A 14909-nucleotide genomic window follows, 5' to 3' on the forward strand; every position below is an offset into this window, starting at 1 on the left:
TTCAGCTATAAATACTGAAATAAAGTTACGAGTTTGTTAGATTGAACTAAAGTTGTATCCATGTATGTCGATAAATAACAAAAGCCCTCAGAGGCTTACTTATTTTGCCGGCAATTAGTAAACAGGAATGAATATGAAGTTGACTGTCAGCCAACGTATTTGGGGTGGATTTATTCTAATCACCCTACTTTTGATCACCATTGGTATCAACTCACTTGTTAGAATCAATAGCATTAGCAATTCATCTAACCATGTTAATACCCTCTCTATTCCTGCGCTCAGAGCGACAAATGAGCTTCAGGTTTCATTTAATAAAATGCAAGCGCTTGCACTACAAGTTTACTACAGTGACAACAGCAACCAGTTACAAGGGCTAGTAAGCCAGTACCGCGCTGCAGCCGAAGATTTTGATAAATCAAATGAACGTCTAAAACAAGTTGTTAGCAGCGATGCACAATTGGCAAATGCCGCCTCAGCTGTTGATAAAACGTACAATAGCTTTGTGGGGCGTGTACAAAACCTTATCAATAATAAGACTACTGCACTGCAAATTGAAAGCAGTTTAACAACGCAGTTAGAGACGCTTGAAATTGCCGCAGAGGATGCCAGCACAGTTGTTCTAGATTTAAGCGATAGCGCTGAGCTAGAAGACAACTCACAACGCTTATACCAGGCCGTTTCAAATATTGAAAATGCACTTCTTAGCATTGTTAGTAACAGCACAGATCTTAAAAATATTAAAAATGCGGCAACGGTAGAAACTTTATCAAACGAAGTAAGTTACAGCCTTGCTGATATTGAGCGCAATATCGAACTGCTTTCAGAAACCTTTAAACAAACAGATGAAGACTTACATCAAGACTTTCAAAGCTATTTTGCGGTTGTGAAAGAAAACGGCCAAGGTAGTAAATCACTCGCTAACGTAAAGCAAAATCATATTAGACAACTTGAAGAAGCTGCTACTAACTTATCACTTGCAGAGCAAGACACAAATACTGCTAGCTCTCAGCTGGATAAGCTGACCTCTCTTTCGGATACGCTTGTTGTAGAGCTTAGAAAAGAAGTTGAGAGCAGCGTGTCAAAAGCTGAGCTGTGGACATGGTTAGGTATGATCATTGCCACTGTAATCGCGATTGTTATTGCGTTTTTAACAGTTCAACGTATCACGAAGCCGTTATCAGAAATCAACAAGGTGCTTGATAACGTGGCGCAAGGCGATATGACAATGCGCCTTGATGATAGCAATAAAGATGAATTTGGTGAATTAGCGAAAAGCCTAAACCGCGTGACCGACAATTTACGTAACTTAATTCAAGGTATTATTTCACGTTCTACACAGCTTGCAGCGGCTTCTGAGGAAACATCAGCCGTAACAGTTGAATCTAGCCAAGCAATTGAAAGTCAACGAGCGCAGGTTGAACAAGCGGCAACAGCAACGACTGAAATGAGCAGCACCTCACAATCAGTTACTCAAAGCGCTGAAGATGCGTTACATGAAATTAAACAAGCTGATAACGAAGCTGAGCGCGTTAAAACAATTTCAAGTAATAACAAGCTTACTATTGAACAACTTGCTCGTGAAGTGGCTGGAGCGTCTCAGGTTATTAATAAATTGCATCAAGACAGCGCATCAATTGGCGGTATTTTAGATGTAATTAGAGGTATTGCAGAGCAAACAAACTTACTTGCACTAAACGCTGCTATCGAAGCTGCGCGTGCTGGTGAGCAGGGGCGTGGTTTCGCAGTTGTAGCTGACGAAGTACGCTCACTTGCAAGCAAAACCCAAGAATCTACACAAGAAATTCAGGCTATGATTGAATCACTGCAAAGTGGTGCAGAAGAAGCCGTTTCTGTAATGGCGAAAGGCCAACAGCAAGCAGATTCATGTGTTGAGCAGTCTGAGCAAGCTGCTTCTGCGCTTGAGCAAATCACCCAAGCGGTATCACAAGCACACGATGCGAGTGAACAAATTGCAACAGCAGCAGGTGAGCAGCACCAAGTATCACAAGAGATCAGTGAAAGCTTAGAGTCAATTGTTGCGATAGCCGAACAAACAGCTGAAGGTGCAAACCAGACATCAGCGTCAGCAAGTGAAGTTGCTAAGCTCGCAGAAGAACTAAGACTCTCTGTAGAAGAGTTTAAAGTGTAGCGCTATTAACACACTTTCAAAAACGAAAAGGCCCACTAATCAGTGGGCCTTTTTAATATCTAAACGAAACTCTTTTTAAAATTAACAAGTAACTTTAACTAAGTAACGGCTGTACAAGATTAAATAAATCGTCAGCCTGATGTGCGAGCATAGAGTTGGTCTTCAGAGATGCAGCAAAACTTAAGAATAACGACTTAATCGAGTCTGTTATTCAAGATGAAAGATCAAAATAACTGAGATTCAAACGTTTAAACTCCCCTCTTTTTCTATTCCTTAAAGATTACTTTTAACTACACAGCCAGGCTTTAAACTTTAAGAGGATAACGTAAAAACAAAAAAGCCAGCTTAAAGCTGGCTTTTTTACAAAGGGGAAAACTAATTAAAAACTGTATTAAAGACCCGCACGATCTTTTAACGCAGCAATTACAGCTGAACCTGAATGACCATTTGCATCAGCCCACGCTACATCGCCACCTGCTGCTAAATCGCTTTTTGGTATCTGTTTAACAATATATTCGCCTGCGCCATCTGCGCCATTAACAATGGCGTGGCGAATTAGGTTATTACCACCGCAACTAATGCCCGCATAAACATTACGCAGTTTTACACGTGACTCTTTAAGTTTCTTACGAATACGATTTTTATCATCAGCACCTACATAGTCACAAATACTAGCAGCTAATTGCTCATTTGCATTTACTGTGTGAGAGCTTAGTAATGCAACCGAAGATACAGATAGAGTAAATAATAATGTTGATAATTTCATGGTACAGCAACCCTAGTAGCACTTTATACTTAATTTAATTGCGTTAATTCTAACAACAAGTTAAATCATCTTCAAGAAATTAAGCCTAATTTCTTATAAACAACAAATTGATAATGATATTGATTGGTTTCATCCGGTGCGAAGCTTTGAGTTTCTAGCACTTGCCAATCTGCAACAGCTTCGTAATCAGGAAACTGTGTGTCACCATCAACATCCAAATCTATATGCGTTAAGTATAGACGATCTGCACGGCTTAAAAAGTCTAGGTAAATTTTACCGCCACCAATAATCATAACTTCATCTACATCACAAGCCAAAGAGAGCGCATGGTCTGGGCTCTCAGCCATTATAGCACCATCTACAACGTACTCTGGATTACGTGTGATTATAATATTATCTCGACCTGGTAATAGGCGACCGATCGATTCGTATGTACGGCGCCCCATGATGACAGGTTTGCCCAAGGTGACCGATTTAAAGTGCTTTAAATCAGCAGGAAGGTGCCATGGCATATCGTTATCTTTACCAATAATACGATTATTAGCCATCGCAGCTATCATTGAAATCTTCATAAGAAATTAATACTTTTAACCTAGTTGTTTATTATTAGTACTTTTTTATTAAATATAAAAAAAGGTGCGTAAGCACCTTTTATTATCGTTGATAGACGACTTCTACGTCGTAATCATCTTCATCCCAGTCTTCGTCATCATCGTCATCTTCAAAATCAGATATTGACTCTTCATGGTATGTATCCCACTTAAACTCAACTTCTTGTGGCTCTTCTTCAGCAACAAACTTCTCTTTAGGCATACTTTCTAAAAGCTGCATAATGTCGAAGCATAACTGCTCTGTACCAATTTTATTGAATGCAGAGATCTTATAGGTTTTTTCAGCTTCAAGCGCATCAGCAATCTCAGCGCATAATTCATCTGCTTCTTCATCTAACAACAAATCAATTTTGTTAAATACTAACCAGCGAGGTTTTGCAGCGAGTGCTGGGCTGTAGCGCTCTAGTTCGCCTAAGATTGTGTAAGCATTTTCAACAGGATCAGAACCATCTACAGGCATAATGTCGATTATATGCAGAAGAACACGGCAGCGTTCTAAATGCTTTAAGAAGCGAATGCCTAGGCCAGCACCTTCAGCAGCACCTTCAATTAATCCTGGAATATCAGCGATTACAAACGATTGATTTTGGCTTGGTCTAACCACACCAAGATTTGGCACTAAGGTAGTAAATGGGTAATCAGCAACCTTTGGCTTTGCCGCAGACACACTGCGAATAAAGGTTGATTTACCAGCATTTGGCAAGCCTAATAAGCCAACATCAGCAAGTAATAGTAGCTCTAAACGTAAATTACGAATTTCACCTGGCGTACCCAGTGTTTTCTTACGAGGAGCTCGGTTAGTACTTGATTTAAAACGAGTATTACCAAGTCCGTGAAAACCACCTTTGGCAACAATAATCTTTTGACCATGTTGCGTTAAATCACCTAGTGCTTCCGCAGTATCGACATCAACAATACGCGTACCTACAGGAACTTTTAAAGTGAGATCTTCACCTTTTTTACCAGTCATATTTCGGCCAGCACCATTAGTGCCACGCTCTGCTTTATGAAAGCGCTCAAACTGATAGTCAATAAGTGTATTCAGGTTTTCATCGGCTTCAATAAAAACACTGCCGCCATCACCACCGTCACCACCATCAGGACCGCCGTCTGGTACAAACTTTTCTCGGCGAAATGAAACTACACCGCTACCACCGTCACCAGCTTCAGCGCGAATTTCAACTTCATCTACAAATTTCATATATTTAGCCTTACACAGCCTAGAATGTACTTATTATACCAAGACAAACGGGTTGTGCGTAATCAAGAAACAAAAAAAGCCCCGCAGTTGCGGGGCTTTTTAAAATTTTTAGGGTTTACTCAGCGATGATGCTTACGTATTTACGACCTAAAGGACCTTTTTGCTCAAACTGAACTTTACCGTTTGATGTTGCAAATAAAGTGTGGTCTTTACCCATACCTACGTTTGTACCTGCGTGGAACTTAGTACCACGTTGACGAACGATGATGTTACCCGCTAAAACTGATTCACCACCGTAACGCTTAACACCTAGGCGTTTACTTTCTGAATCACGACCGTTACGAGTACTACCAGCTGCTTTCTTATGTGCCATCTTTCTGTACCTCTAAATTAAGCGTTAATGCCAGTGATTTTAACTTCAGTGAACCACTGACGGTGACCCATTTGCTTGCGAGAATGCTTACGACGTCTAAACTTAACGATCTTAACTTTCTCACCACGACCATGAGATACAACTTCAGCTGTAACCTTACCGCCATTAACGAAAGGTGCACCAATTTCGATTTTCTCACCGTTTGCAACAAGTAATACTTTGTCAAATTCTACTGCTGCACCAGTTTCAGCCTCTAATTTCTCAAGGCGAATCGTTTGACCTTCAGTCACACGGTGCTGTTTACCACCACTTTGGAAAACCGCGTACATAATTAACTCCGTTCTGCGCCCTCAAATCGACGCAACTTAATAATCTTCGATAGGGCGCGAAGTCTACGCGAAATCAGAGCGTAGCGCAAGCCTATTTTCATAAAAAAGACTAAATATATTGCGTGTTGTAAGGCACACTAAAAAATTTAATATTAATGGCGACGATTCTACCTAATTAAAGCGCTGTAGAAAACTATTATTTTACATAAAATATTGATTCTACTCAGTGCCAAAAATAGTGTACAATCCCCGCAAATCAGCGGATTTTACCTCTTTACTTGTTGGAGACCCATGGATATAAAAGCGATCCAAGCCTTAACAGAACAAGATATGTTGGCGGTTAATCAACTAATCGAACAACAACTGCAATCGAACGTTGCGCTTGTCAATCAATTGGGGCTTTATATTGTCAATAGCGGTGGCAAACGCATTCGCCCAATACTTTCAATCCTCGCTGCAAAAGCGTTAGGACACACAGGTAATGAGCATATTCGTCTAGCAACCATCGTAGAATTTATCCATACCGCTACACTTTTACACGACGACGTTGTTGACGAATCACTTCTACGTCGCGGAAACCCAACAGCTAATGCTGAATTTGGCAATGCAGCCAGCGTGCTTGTTGGTGATTTTATCTACACTCGTGCTTTCCAGCTGATGGTTGGTTTCAATAAGATGCAAGTAATGGATATTTTTGCTCATGCAACGAACGTTATTGCTGAAGGCGAAGTACTGCAACTAATGAATTGTAACGACCCTAATACTAGCGAAGAAAGCTATATGCAGGTCATTTATAGTAAAACGGCAAAATTATTTGAAGCCGCAACTGAACTAGCTGCTATTATTACAGAACAAGATGAAGACGTAATAAACGGATTAAAGTTTTATGGCATGCACCTTGGTACTGCCTTCCAACTCGTCGATGATGTGCTCGATTACAGCGCAAACCAAGCTGAACTAGGTAAATCAATTGGTGACGATCTAGCAGAAGGTAAGCCAACATTACCTTTGATCTACGCAATGCAAAATGGATCACAAGCGCAAGCTGAATTGATCCGAGGTGCAATTGAAAAAGCTGATGGCAAAGATTACCTAGATAAAGTTCTCGCTATTCTTGAAGAAACCAATGCGTTAGCACTCACAATGCAAAAAGCACAAGAAGAAGCTGAGAAAGCAATTAACTACCTTTCTGTACTGCCAAATTCAGAGTATAAAGATGCATTAATTGCACTTGCTAAGTTATCAGTCGATAGAAAATACTAATCAAACTGAGCTTTGCTTTAAATAAACACTATATTATTTAAATAAAAAACCGCTGATAATCAGCGGTTTTTTATTTTTAACTGGTTGTTATACCAATTCAATTAAGTAGCTGATCATCCTAGTGGACTAAATATCATGCTAACTGCGTTAGAATTTATCAATGTAGAGCAACTACATAAGAAAAATTCTGACTTGTTACCATTTCATTTATCCAGCGCTATCCCTGCTCACATGCTTAACAGAATTGGTATTATTTATTAAGCTCTAAATAGCGATTCAATATTCAAGCCTTGGTGTGTTAACACCTCTTTTAATCGACGCAACGCTTCAACCTGAATTTGTCTTACGCGTTCGCGTGTTAATCCAATTTCTTTACCTACATCTTCAAGCGTTGAAGGTTCATAGCCAAGCAATCCAAAGCGTCGTGCTAACACTTCACGCTGTTTCGCATTAAGTTCTTCAAGCCAATGCACAATATTATTGTGAATGTCTTGGTCTTGAATTTCACCTTCGGGACCACGCCCCTTTTCATCTGCAATGATATCTAATAACGCTTTATCTGAATCACCGCCGATTGGTGTATCAACAGAGCTGATCTTTTCGTTAAGACGCAGCATTTTACTCACATCTTCAACAGGGCGATCAAGCTTCTCTGCTATTTCTTCTGCGGTTGGTTCATGGTCAAGCTTTTGTGTCAATTCTCGTGCTGTACGTAAATAAACATTAAGCTCTTTAACAACATGGATCGGTAAGCGAATCGTGCGTGTTTGGTTCATAATCGCACGTTCAATGGTTTGACGGATCCACCAAGTTGCGTATGTAGAAAATCTAAATCCACGTTCGGGATCAAATTTCTCTACCGCTCTGATCAGGCCTAAATTACCTTCTTCGATGAGATCTAATAGTGCCAGCCCACGATTGTTATAACGACGCGCTATTTTGACCACTAAACGTAGATTACTTTCAATCATGCGTTTTCGTGATGCTTCGCATCCTCGTAAAGCCTTGCGTGCAAAGAATACTTCTTCTTCTGCACTAAGTAGTGGTGAAAAGCCGATTTCGCCGAGATAAAGTTGTGTAGCATCTAAATTTTTAACAACTTCTTCTTTTGCGAAGATTTCGTCTTCTGTATCTTCGATTTCTTCCAAAACCTCGTCTTTAACATCCATATCAACGTTTAGTTCTGTACTATTTTCTTTCTTTGTGCGTCCCATAAGCATCCTCCCGAGTCATTCAGTGACCTTTAAACACTAAAACACGTTCGCGCCCCAACTAACTTAGCGTGGCAAATACCTTAATGGGTTAACCGATTTACCTCGGTATCTTACTTCAAACCTCAGTCCAACCGACTTAGCTTCAGAGTTACCCATAGTGGCTATTTTTTGCCTAGCTGTAACTTTTTGCTTTTCTTTTACCAAAATTTTTTGGTTGTGAGCGTATGCCGTTAGATAATCATCATTATGTTTCACTATGATTAAATTGCCATACCCTCTTAACGCACTTCCCGCATAAACAACAATACCGTCTGCTGCTGCAAGAATGTCAGTCCCTAACTTATTTTTTATTAGAATTCCTTTATAGCCGTTTTCTTTTCCCGAAAACTTGCGGGCTATACGACCTTTAGCAGGCCAATACCAGCGCAACTTACCAGATGCTTTCGCTATCTTTTGTTGCTTTTTTAAACTGGCTTGATTTTCAACATACTCTTGTTGTTTTTTCTGATCAAGTGGTTTTTTTAATGAATTGTTATTTTTTTGTTTGTTTTTGGTGGACTTGCTACTAGTGACCGTGTATTTTTTTGCCTTTTTTGCACGTTTAGGTGGTGATACTAAGTGTATTATTTGACCTGGAAATATGGTGTAAGGTGCTTTGATGCCATTGATCTTAGCGAGATCACGGAAGTCTTTGTTTGATCTAAAAGCGATCGAGTAAAGGGTTTCACCTTTCTTAACTTTATAGTTACTTCCATTAATTTTAATTTTTTGTTGCGAACTACTCTTACCAGATGAAAGATTTGATACAGGTGCTGGCGTTGTTCTGCTACTGCACGCTATTAACTGAAGACAGATTAAGCAAATTAGTAGTTGAGTTAACGAACGCATTAATATCACCTAGTTAATTGCGCCAGCAACCAGCGGTACAAATCTTACAGGTTCTAATGTTTGCGTAATAAATTCGTGACCTTGACGCTTCACTGCAACTAAGTTCTGTTGCTCATTACCGCCTACTGGAGAAATAAGCACCCCGCCTTCATTGAGCTGTTCCAGTAATGCCTGTGGCAACTCACTCGCTGCGGCTGTAACAATAACTCCATCGTAAGGCGCATTAGATTGCCAGCCTTGCCAACCATCAGCGTGTTTCATAGTGACATTAAATAAATCAAGCTGGTGTAAACGTCTTTTCGCTTGCCATTGCAATGCTTTAATTCGCTCAACTGAATAAACCGAGCGAAAACACTGGGCGAGAATTGCGGATTGATAACCTGAGCCAGTGCCAATTTCTAATACCTTGGCATTTGAACCTATGAGTTGTAACAAAAGCTCGGTCATACGCGCAACAATAAAAGGCTGAGAAATTGTTTGTCCCAAACCAATAGGTAACGCGGTATTTTGATACGATTTGTGTTTTAACACGTCATCTACAAACAAATGGCGTGGTGTAGCAGCAATAGCATCCAATACTTGCTGAGATCGAATGCCTTGCTCATAAACTAATTGTGCGAGTTGATGCGCACTACGACGATAATTATTCAACACCTGAAATATTCAATCCTTCAACCCAAGATTCCATTTTTGCAAGACTCGATTTTGCCGTCATATCAACTGTCAACGGAGTAACTGATGCGTAATGATTAGCTACCGCAAAAAAATCAGTGCCATCGCCAGCATCTTGAGCTTCACCTAAATGACCATACCAATATATTTTTCGACCCCACGGATCTATTTGTTCTTGCATGGTTTCAGCTTTGTGACGTGAACCTAAGCGCGTAACCTTAATGCCTTTTAAATCAGCAAGCGGAATGTCGGGTACATTCAAATTAATAATTTGGTCAGGCCCAAGTGGATGCGCTTTTATTTCCTTGATAATGGAAACAGCAACGGCAGCTGCGGTATCGTAATGTGCCTCCTGTTTTGAGCACAAAGATACGGCAATCGCTGGTAATCCTAAAAAGCGCCCTTCACTGGCGGCTGCCACCGTACCTGAATACAAGGTATCGTCACCTAAATTAGCGCCATTATTTATGCCCGCCACAACTAAATCTGGGGTAAAATCGAGCAGTTTATTAATTGCCAATTGCACACAATCACTCGGCGTACCGTTAACCGATATAAAACCATTATCATATTGATGTGTTCTTAACGGGTTTAATAAGGTGAGTGAGTTACTTGCACCACTACAATTTCTATCAGGTGCAACCACCACCACTTCCGCTATCTGCGCTAGGGCGTGATAGAGTACTTCAATCCCTTTTGCATTTACGCCATCATCATTGCTCAGCAAGATTTTCATTATTATCCTTATTCTTTAAAGAAACATCTTGGCACTCTGCAAGCTCACGCAGTACGGCCGTTGCAAAACACCCTTTCGGCAAACTAAAACTAAACTCTATCATATCTTGCGTGACTTCAAGCACTTCAAATTTTTCAGGGTAAAGTCGCATATTTCTACGTTCAGCTTTAAGGCCAAGTTGTGAAAGGTTTTCATGCCAGCAAGCGAATGGTGCTAACCACTCTTTTTCAAGCTCTGTAACGCCCTGATCGCCTTTACCAACCAAAGGTGCTGATAAGTGAATATCTCCATAAGCCAAACGATTGACTGTTTCAAGGCTAATACGCTCTTTAAAAAAGGCATTACTACCATCTAGTAGGAACACTTCTTCGACCATCGTTTTTGCAATACCATATTGCGCAATACGTTGGCTTACAATTTGATTAAAGATATGAGAGCGTGCAGCTGAAATAACAATGCCACGCAGCTTACGGTCGTGGATTTCTTTACCTGAGAACAACTGCTCTGCCAGCGTTAAGTTGTGTCCATCATGACCAAAACGTTGTGCACCAAAATAATTAGGCACACCTTGGCGAACCGCATTAATACGTGTCAAAATGTCCTCAACCATACTGCAGCGTCTAAGCGCAATCGTAAAACGGTTCGCTTTATGGCAACCTGTTTTTAACTTTCGATTATGCCTAACTTGCTGAAGTACTTTCACACTGTCGCTATTCAGCGCTGAAAAGTCGATGTGTTTTTTAATCGGTACCGGTACGCTAAACCATTGCGATGTCACTGCATTGCGGTCTTTTAAACCAGGGAAACTTACATTTCGCGCTTGCGTGCCCGCTATTTTAGCGATTTGCTTGGCAATATATTGGGTATTTTCTCCCATTTTTATTACCTGTAAACATACATGCTCGCCACTTCCGCTAAGCTCAAAACCGAGTTCTTCATCTACTCGGAAATCTTCAGCACTGGTTTTAAATTCGGCGGTCGAATTAGGTTTGCCGTATAAATAACTTAAGTTATCCATTTACGAGTAACACCACGGCATGGCTTTCAATGCCTTCTTTACGACCAGCAAAGCCCAGTTTTTCAGTGGTTGTTGCTTTCACATTCACTTGGTCGATTTGAATATTTAAGTCTTCGGCAATCACTTCACGCATTGCATTTATGTGTGGCGCCATTTTTGGTGCTTGTGCAACAATCGTGATATCAGTATTGCCAACTTGGTAACCGCGCTCAGTCATTAGCGACACCACATGACGCAATAAAATTCGGCTATCGATGTTTTCAAATTCTGCGGCGGTATCTGGAAAATGTTTGCCAATATCACCAAGGGCTAATGCCCCTAAAATTGCATCACACAATGCATGAATCGCTACATCACCATCAGAATGCGCTAAAAAACCAAATTCATAATCAATTTTTACGCCTGCAATTGTTAGCGGTCCTTCACCACCAAACTTATGCACGTCATAACCATGACCTATTCGCATGTGTCGTTCTCCAAAATTTGCTTCGCAATCAAAAACTCTGCGATTGCAATATCATCAGGGGTAGTCAATTTAATATTATCTGCACGGCTCGATACTAATTGTACTTTTCCACCAGCCCATTCAATAGCTGATGCTTCATCAGTAATTACAACGTTTTCGTTTAAAGCATTAGTCAGTGCGGCGGTTAAATCGTTCAGTAAAAACATTTGCGGTGTTTGCGCCTGCCAAAGAGCTTCTCTTGGTACTGTCGCTTCAACAAACTCACTACCCTGCTTTATAGTATCTCGCACCTTACTTGCTAAAATGCCACCACAGTGACGCGATTGACAATGTGAAATGAGTGTACGTATATCGCTCGGTAAAACCAGCGGCCGCGCGGCATCATGTACCAAAACCCAGTCAACTAGATGATTAGTTGTTAGGTAATTCAGTGCATTTAATACTGAATCTGCACGTTCCTTCCCCCCCAATACAGTTACAACGTTATCGGGTAAGGTTAAATCTGGAAAGTAAGCGTCATTTTCACTGATAGCAACAATAATCAATGCATTGGGTATCGTTGCTTTTAGCTTATTAATGGTGTGTTCTAATACCGTTTTGTCGCCAAGTTGAATATATTGCTTTGGCTTATCGGACTGCATTCTTGCCCCAACACCTGCAGCAGGGACAACAAATGCAAAAGAGGGATTAATATCTGTCATTTTTATGTGTTACGCGAAAAAAGGTTTCGCCTTGTTTAATCATACCCAACTCGTTGCGTGCTCGCTCCTCAATGCCCTCAAGGCCAAGTTTGAGGTCTTCCACATCTGCTTTCAGTAATTTGTTTCGTTTTTCTAATCTAGCGTTTACTTTAGTATGTTGAGTAACGGCAGACTGCAGTTTTTTATAGTCTTTTACGCCGTGATGACCAAACCAAAGTTGGTATTGCAAACTTGCAAATAAACACAAAAGCGCTAACTGAAATAATCGCATAGTGAATTTCTATTTTTGAGTTATAAATGGGTGTTTAAAATCTTGCCAATTAATTCGTGCTGCAAGTAACATTTCGCGTAGCGTTAACACTCTGGGTGTTGTTGCACGGCCGAGTAACCACACATGGCCACAACACGCCGCAGAAAACGCAGTTTTACTTGGCTTTAATACCTGAATACCAACACCTTCTTGTGATTTGCCTGCCTTATCAACCCAACCAAATTGATTGCAGTGAAAGCCCGACGCGGTTACTTCATCAACGCTATCGATTCTAACAGTTGAATACTCAGCGTCATATACTAAAACCGGAATAATTAAACCAACAAAGGCGTTTTTACCAAAAAATAGCGTATTTTTCTCTAAATCGTACTTAGGTAGGTTACGCGATTGCTTGGCAATCCAACTGCCATTTTGAGTATCCAAAGTTAACGGACTATTGCCGTCTAAAATATGACTGGCGGCTTTTTCAATATAATATGGAAGGCTTGCAAAACGACGCTGTAATCGCTCTACATCATTAAATGATTCTTTACTCAAACGATGGATTTCACGAACATAAAACGTATTACACAACGCATTATATGCATTGCTTTTTGACGAACTGCGCCAAAGCTCTGTTTGTTCTTTACACCCTGTTTGCACTTATAAAAAACCCACCAAATACACTTAAGTAACCATAGTACATGATTCTATATTTGGATGTAATATAAGCAGTTGCTTAATCAAAGTATATGCTTAGTGAAGTTTTAGATAACTTTAATTAAATAAGCTGAACAGCATGACAGCAATGGATGGGAAAAATGGGCGTTAATGAGTTAAATGAAAAGTTATCGTTACAAGCAACAAACGCATCAATCGACGCGCTTGCCTAGCTTTGCATAACCAGTTTCTAAAAACTGCACAACCTGATGGCGTTTTTTACCAATCAGTAAACAGCCGTCGCTCATAAACAGAAAATTTAACCACGTCGATTTAAATGTACGCCAATCAGTTTCAATAACATGCTTTCGCGATAAGCAATAATAAACGGTTGTGTTCTCGTCCCAATCAAGGTGATTAATAATTTCTTCAGGAAGCGCTTCGTCATTATCCCACGCAGATTCCCACTTCACTGAATTACTCCATGTTTTACCATTACCCGGCCAATCTTTAGTGTCGAAAAAATCAGGATGATCTTTTTCACGGCTGACAAATGTACACCATAAATTTGTTGCACGACTATCTGACATTGGCTTTATTTTAGAAAATAAATTTTCTTCGATAGGCAGTTGTTGATGACGAAATGCCCACGCATATTTAAAATCATCAAGGGAAATGTAGTTCATACTCGGTCAAATCAGTAAAAAGTCATGAAACTATACCACAATTGATGTTTAAGCTAAATCACAGTAATGGCAGAGCATAGAAATAGATAGAAAAGTAAAACACAAAAAAATCTAACTAGTTAAAGTTGGCTTGGTAACGTTTGCTGGTACTTATTGTAAATTTCAGCCAGTTTTCCTGATTTTTTTAATTCAGCAAAACGACTATCAAACTGTTTGGCGATTCGTTTACCGCGCTCAGATTTCGAAAACGCCATGTACAAATTCAATGAACCAATATCTACTAATTCAAATTCCAATTTATCAGGTTGCTTAGCCAAATGCGTCGCTAAAATTGTGCGAACATCAATCAAGTAGTCAACTCGATTGTGACGCACTAAATTAAAACCACTGTCAGTGCTTTCGGTCGGTACGCCTTTCACTATAGATTTTAGTTCACCACTTAGTAACTCATTTCGATAACCTGAACGCCAAACCCCAACTAATTCGGGCAGCTGGGTCAATATCTCAGAATCCAAATAGGCTTTTTTAATTAATACAGAAATTGGTTGGCTTAAAACAATATGCTGCGACATAACATAATTGCTATTTAACGGCATTGCGCCGGTAAAATCAGCATTACCCGACTTAACTAATTCAAGTGCTCTCAGCCAAGGCGCATATTGCACATTAAGTTCTTGCCCACTGTGAAAAACACTGCGCATTAATTCGTGATACAACCCAGAACCATCTTTATCTGTGTAGTTTGGCCAAGAGTCAGTTACCCAACGAATTGGAGGTTCTATCTCTTTTTGTTGTGACACACAGCAAGTTGAAAATAACAACAAGCTTAAAAAGCAATAAAATTTAATTTTCACAATGCTTGCCCCAGGATGAATACTACAAAACTAAACTAATTTGCTCTTGTTTACTACTTTTAGCTGCAAGTT

General features: G+C 40.1%; 18 protein-coding genes. 2 read left to right on the forward strand and 16 right to left on the reverse strand.

Translation table 11 applies throughout. The features are described from left to right. The first annotated feature begins 133 nt into the window (after window positions 1-133). Window positions 134-2149: a methyl-accepting chemotaxis protein gene (locus AN214_RS10650; protein ID WP_054979719.1), complete on the forward strand. Its 2016-nt coding sequence runs from the start codon at window positions 134-136 to the stop codon at window positions 2147-2149. Between the two features lie 391 nt (window positions 2150-2540). On the opposite strand, the gene AN214_RS10655 is transcribed toward AN214_RS10650, so the two are convergent. From AN214_RS10655 to rplU, 5 genes are all read right to left on the reverse strand, one after another. After that, entirely contained in the window at window positions 2541-2915 is a 375-nt protein-coding gene (locus AN214_RS10655; RefSeq protein ID WP_054979720.1) for a DUF3718 domain-containing protein, read from the reverse strand. Between the two features lie 71 nt (window positions 2916-2986). Beyond that, the gene (gene folA, locus AN214_RS10660; protein ID WP_200911127.1) at window positions 2987-3487 is read right to left on the reverse strand and encodes a type 3 dihydrofolate reductase; all 501 of its coding nucleotides are present in this window, start codon (window positions 3485-3487) and stop codon (window positions 2987-2989) included. Between the two features lie 82 nt (window positions 3488-3569). After that, the gene (gene cgtA / locus AN214_RS10665) at window positions 3570-4727 is read right to left on the reverse strand and encodes an Obg family GTPase CgtA (RefSeq protein ID WP_054979722.1); all 1158 of its coding nucleotides are present in this window, start codon (window positions 4725-4727) and stop codon (window positions 3570-3572) included. 115 nt (window positions 4728-4842) lie between these two features. After that, window positions 4843-5100, reverse strand: coding sequence for a 50S ribosomal protein L27 (gene rpmA / locus AN214_RS10670; RefSeq protein WP_010560931.1), 258 nt, complete (start codon window positions 5098-5100; stop codon window positions 4843-4845). A 17-nt stretch (window positions 5101-5117) separates the two neighbouring features. Next, window positions 5118-5429: a 50S ribosomal protein L21 gene (gene rplU / locus AN214_RS10675; protein ID WP_010560932.1), complete on the reverse strand. Its 312-nt coding sequence runs from the start codon at window positions 5427-5429 to the stop codon at window positions 5118-5120. Window positions 5430-5720: 291 nt separating this feature from the next. On the opposite strand from rplU, the gene ispB reads away from it, so the two are divergent. After that, window positions 5721-6692 carry an octaprenyl diphosphate synthase gene (gene ispB, locus AN214_RS10680; protein ID WP_010560933.1) on the forward strand — a complete coding sequence of 324 codons (972 nt, stop codon included), beginning with the start codon at window positions 5721-5723 and terminating at the stop codon, window positions 6690-6692. A 257-nt stretch (window positions 6693-6949) separates the two neighbouring features. Here the strand turns inward: ispB and rpoS are convergent, their stop codons facing one another. From rpoS to AN214_RS10735, 11 genes are all read right to left on the reverse strand, one after another. Continuing rightward, window positions 6950-7906 carry an RNA polymerase sigma factor RpoS gene (gene rpoS / locus AN214_RS10685; protein WP_010560934.1) on the reverse strand — a complete coding sequence of 319 codons (957 nt, stop codon included), beginning with the start codon at window positions 7904-7906 and terminating at the stop codon, window positions 6950-6952. A 63-nt stretch (window positions 7907-7969) separates the two neighbouring features. Further along, window positions 7970-8794: a peptidoglycan DD-metalloendopeptidase family protein gene (locus AN214_RS10690; RefSeq protein WP_054979723.1), complete on the reverse strand. Its 825-nt coding sequence runs from the start codon at window positions 8792-8794 to the stop codon at window positions 7970-7972. 9 nt (window positions 8795-8803) lie between these two features. Continuing rightward, entirely contained in the window at window positions 8804-9448 is a 645-nt protein-coding gene (locus AN214_RS10695) for a protein-L-isoaspartate(D-aspartate) O-methyltransferase (RefSeq protein ID WP_054979724.1), read from the reverse strand. Next, window positions 9438-10202 carry a 5'/3'-nucleotidase SurE gene (surE, locus tag AN214_RS10700; protein ID WP_054979725.1) on the reverse strand — a complete coding sequence of 255 codons (765 nt, stop codon included), beginning with the start codon at window positions 10200-10202 and terminating at the stop codon, window positions 9438-9440. Before surE ends, AN214_RS10695 begins: the two co-directional genes overlap by 11 nt. After that, window positions 10180-11220, reverse strand: a complete 1041-nt coding sequence (truD, locus tag AN214_RS10705) for a tRNA pseudouridine(13) synthase TruD (protein WP_054979726.1) — start codon at window positions 11218-11220, stop codon at window positions 10180-10182. Before truD ends, surE begins: the two co-directional genes overlap by 23 nt. Further along, entirely contained in the window at window positions 11213-11686 is a 474-nt protein-coding gene (gene ispF / locus AN214_RS10710; RefSeq protein WP_010560939.1) for a 2-C-methyl-D-erythritol 2,4-cyclodiphosphate synthase, read from the reverse strand. The genes truD and ispF overlap by 8 nt, the downstream gene beginning before the upstream one ends. Continuing rightward, the gene (gene ispD, locus AN214_RS10715) at window positions 11677-12387 is read right to left on the reverse strand and encodes a 2-C-methyl-D-erythritol 4-phosphate cytidylyltransferase (protein ID WP_054979727.1); all 711 of its coding nucleotides are present in this window, start codon (window positions 12385-12387) and stop codon (window positions 11677-11679) included. Before ispD ends, ispF begins: the two co-directional genes overlap by 10 nt. After that, window positions 12374-12658: a cell division protein FtsB gene (gene ftsB, locus AN214_RS10720; protein WP_054979728.1), complete on the reverse strand. Its 285-nt coding sequence runs from the start codon at window positions 12656-12658 to the stop codon at window positions 12374-12376. The genes ispD and ftsB overlap by 14 nt, the downstream gene beginning before the upstream one ends. 9 nt (window positions 12659-12667) lie before the next feature. After that, window positions 12668-13300: a hypothetical protein gene (locus AN214_RS10725; RefSeq protein ID WP_054979729.1), complete on the reverse strand. Its 633-nt coding sequence runs from the start codon at window positions 13298-13300 to the stop codon at window positions 12668-12670. Between the two features lie 209 nt (window positions 13301-13509). Then, window positions 13510-13983, reverse strand: coding sequence for a DUF2947 family protein (locus AN214_RS10730; protein WP_054979730.1), 474 nt, complete (start codon window positions 13981-13983; stop codon window positions 13510-13512). Window positions 13984-14102: 119 nt separating this feature from the next. After that, window positions 14103-14837 (reverse strand): ABC transporter substrate-binding protein, encoded by a 735-nt coding sequence (locus tag AN214_RS10735; protein ID WP_054979731.1) that lies wholly within the window; start codon window positions 14835-14837, stop codon window positions 14103-14105. Between the last annotated feature and the right edge of the window lie 72 nt (window positions 14838-14909).

The organism is Pseudoalteromonas sp. P1-9, assembly GCF_001399975.1.
In the GTDB taxonomy this organism is placed as follows: Bacteria; Pseudomonadota; Gammaproteobacteria; order Enterobacterales; family Alteromonadaceae; genus Pseudoalteromonas.

What these genes read in the sequence shown, in the direction of transcription:
- AN214_RS10650 (WP_054979719.1), top strand. Translation starts at nt 134, where the DNA reads ATGAAGTTGACTGTCAGCCAACGTATTTGGGGTGGATTTATTCTAATC.
- AN214_RS10655 (WP_054979720.1), bottom strand. Translation starts at nt 2,915, where the DNA reads ATGAAATTATCAACATTATTATTTACTCTATCTGTATCTTCGGTTGCA.
- folA (WP_200911127.1), bottom strand. Translation starts at nt 3,487, where the DNA reads ATGAAGATTTCAATGATAGCTGCGATGGCTAATAATCGTATTATTGGT.
- cgtA (WP_054979722.1), bottom strand. Translation starts at nt 4,727, where the DNA reads ATGAAATTTGTAGATGAAGTTGAAATTCGCGCTGAAGCTGGTGACGGT.
- rpmA (WP_010560931.1), bottom strand. Translation starts at nt 5,100, where the DNA reads ATGGCACATAAGAAAGCAGCTGGTAGTACTCGTAACGGTCGTGATTCA.
- rplU (WP_010560932.1), bottom strand. Translation starts at nt 5,429, where the DNA reads ATGTACGCGGTTTTCCAAAGTGGTGGTAAACAGCACCGTGTGACTGAA.
- ispB (WP_010560933.1), top strand. Translation starts at nt 5,721, where the DNA reads ATGGATATAAAAGCGATCCAAGCCTTAACAGAACAAGATATGTTGGCG.
- rpoS (WP_010560934.1), bottom strand. Translation starts at nt 7,906, where the DNA reads ATGGGACGCACAAAGAAAGAAAATAGTACAGAACTAAACGTTGATATG.
- AN214_RS10690 (WP_054979723.1), bottom strand. Translation starts at nt 8,794, where the DNA reads ATGCGTTCGTTAACTCAACTACTAATTTGCTTAATCTGTCTTCAGTTA.
- surE (WP_054979725.1), bottom strand. Translation starts at nt 10,202, where the DNA reads ATGAAAATCTTGCTGAGCAATGATGATGGCGTAAATGCAAAAGGGATT.
- truD (WP_054979726.1), bottom strand. Translation starts at nt 11,220, where the DNA reads ATGGATAACTTAAGTTATTTATACGGCAAACCTAATTCGACCGCCGAA.
- ispF (WP_010560939.1), bottom strand. Translation starts at nt 11,686, where the DNA reads ATGCGAATAGGTCATGGTTATGACGTGCATAAGTTTGGTGGTGAAGGA.
- ispD (WP_054979727.1), bottom strand. Translation starts at nt 12,387, where the DNA reads ATGACAGATATTAATCCCTCTTTTGCATTTGTTGTCCCTGCTGCAGGT.
- ftsB (WP_054979728.1), bottom strand. Translation starts at nt 12,658, where the DNA reads ATGCGATTATTTCAGTTAGCGCTTTTGTGTTTATTTGCAAGTTTGCAA.
- AN214_RS10730 (WP_054979730.1), bottom strand. Translation starts at nt 13,983, where the DNA reads ATGAACTACATTTCCCTTGATGATTTTAAATATGCGTGGGCATTTCGT.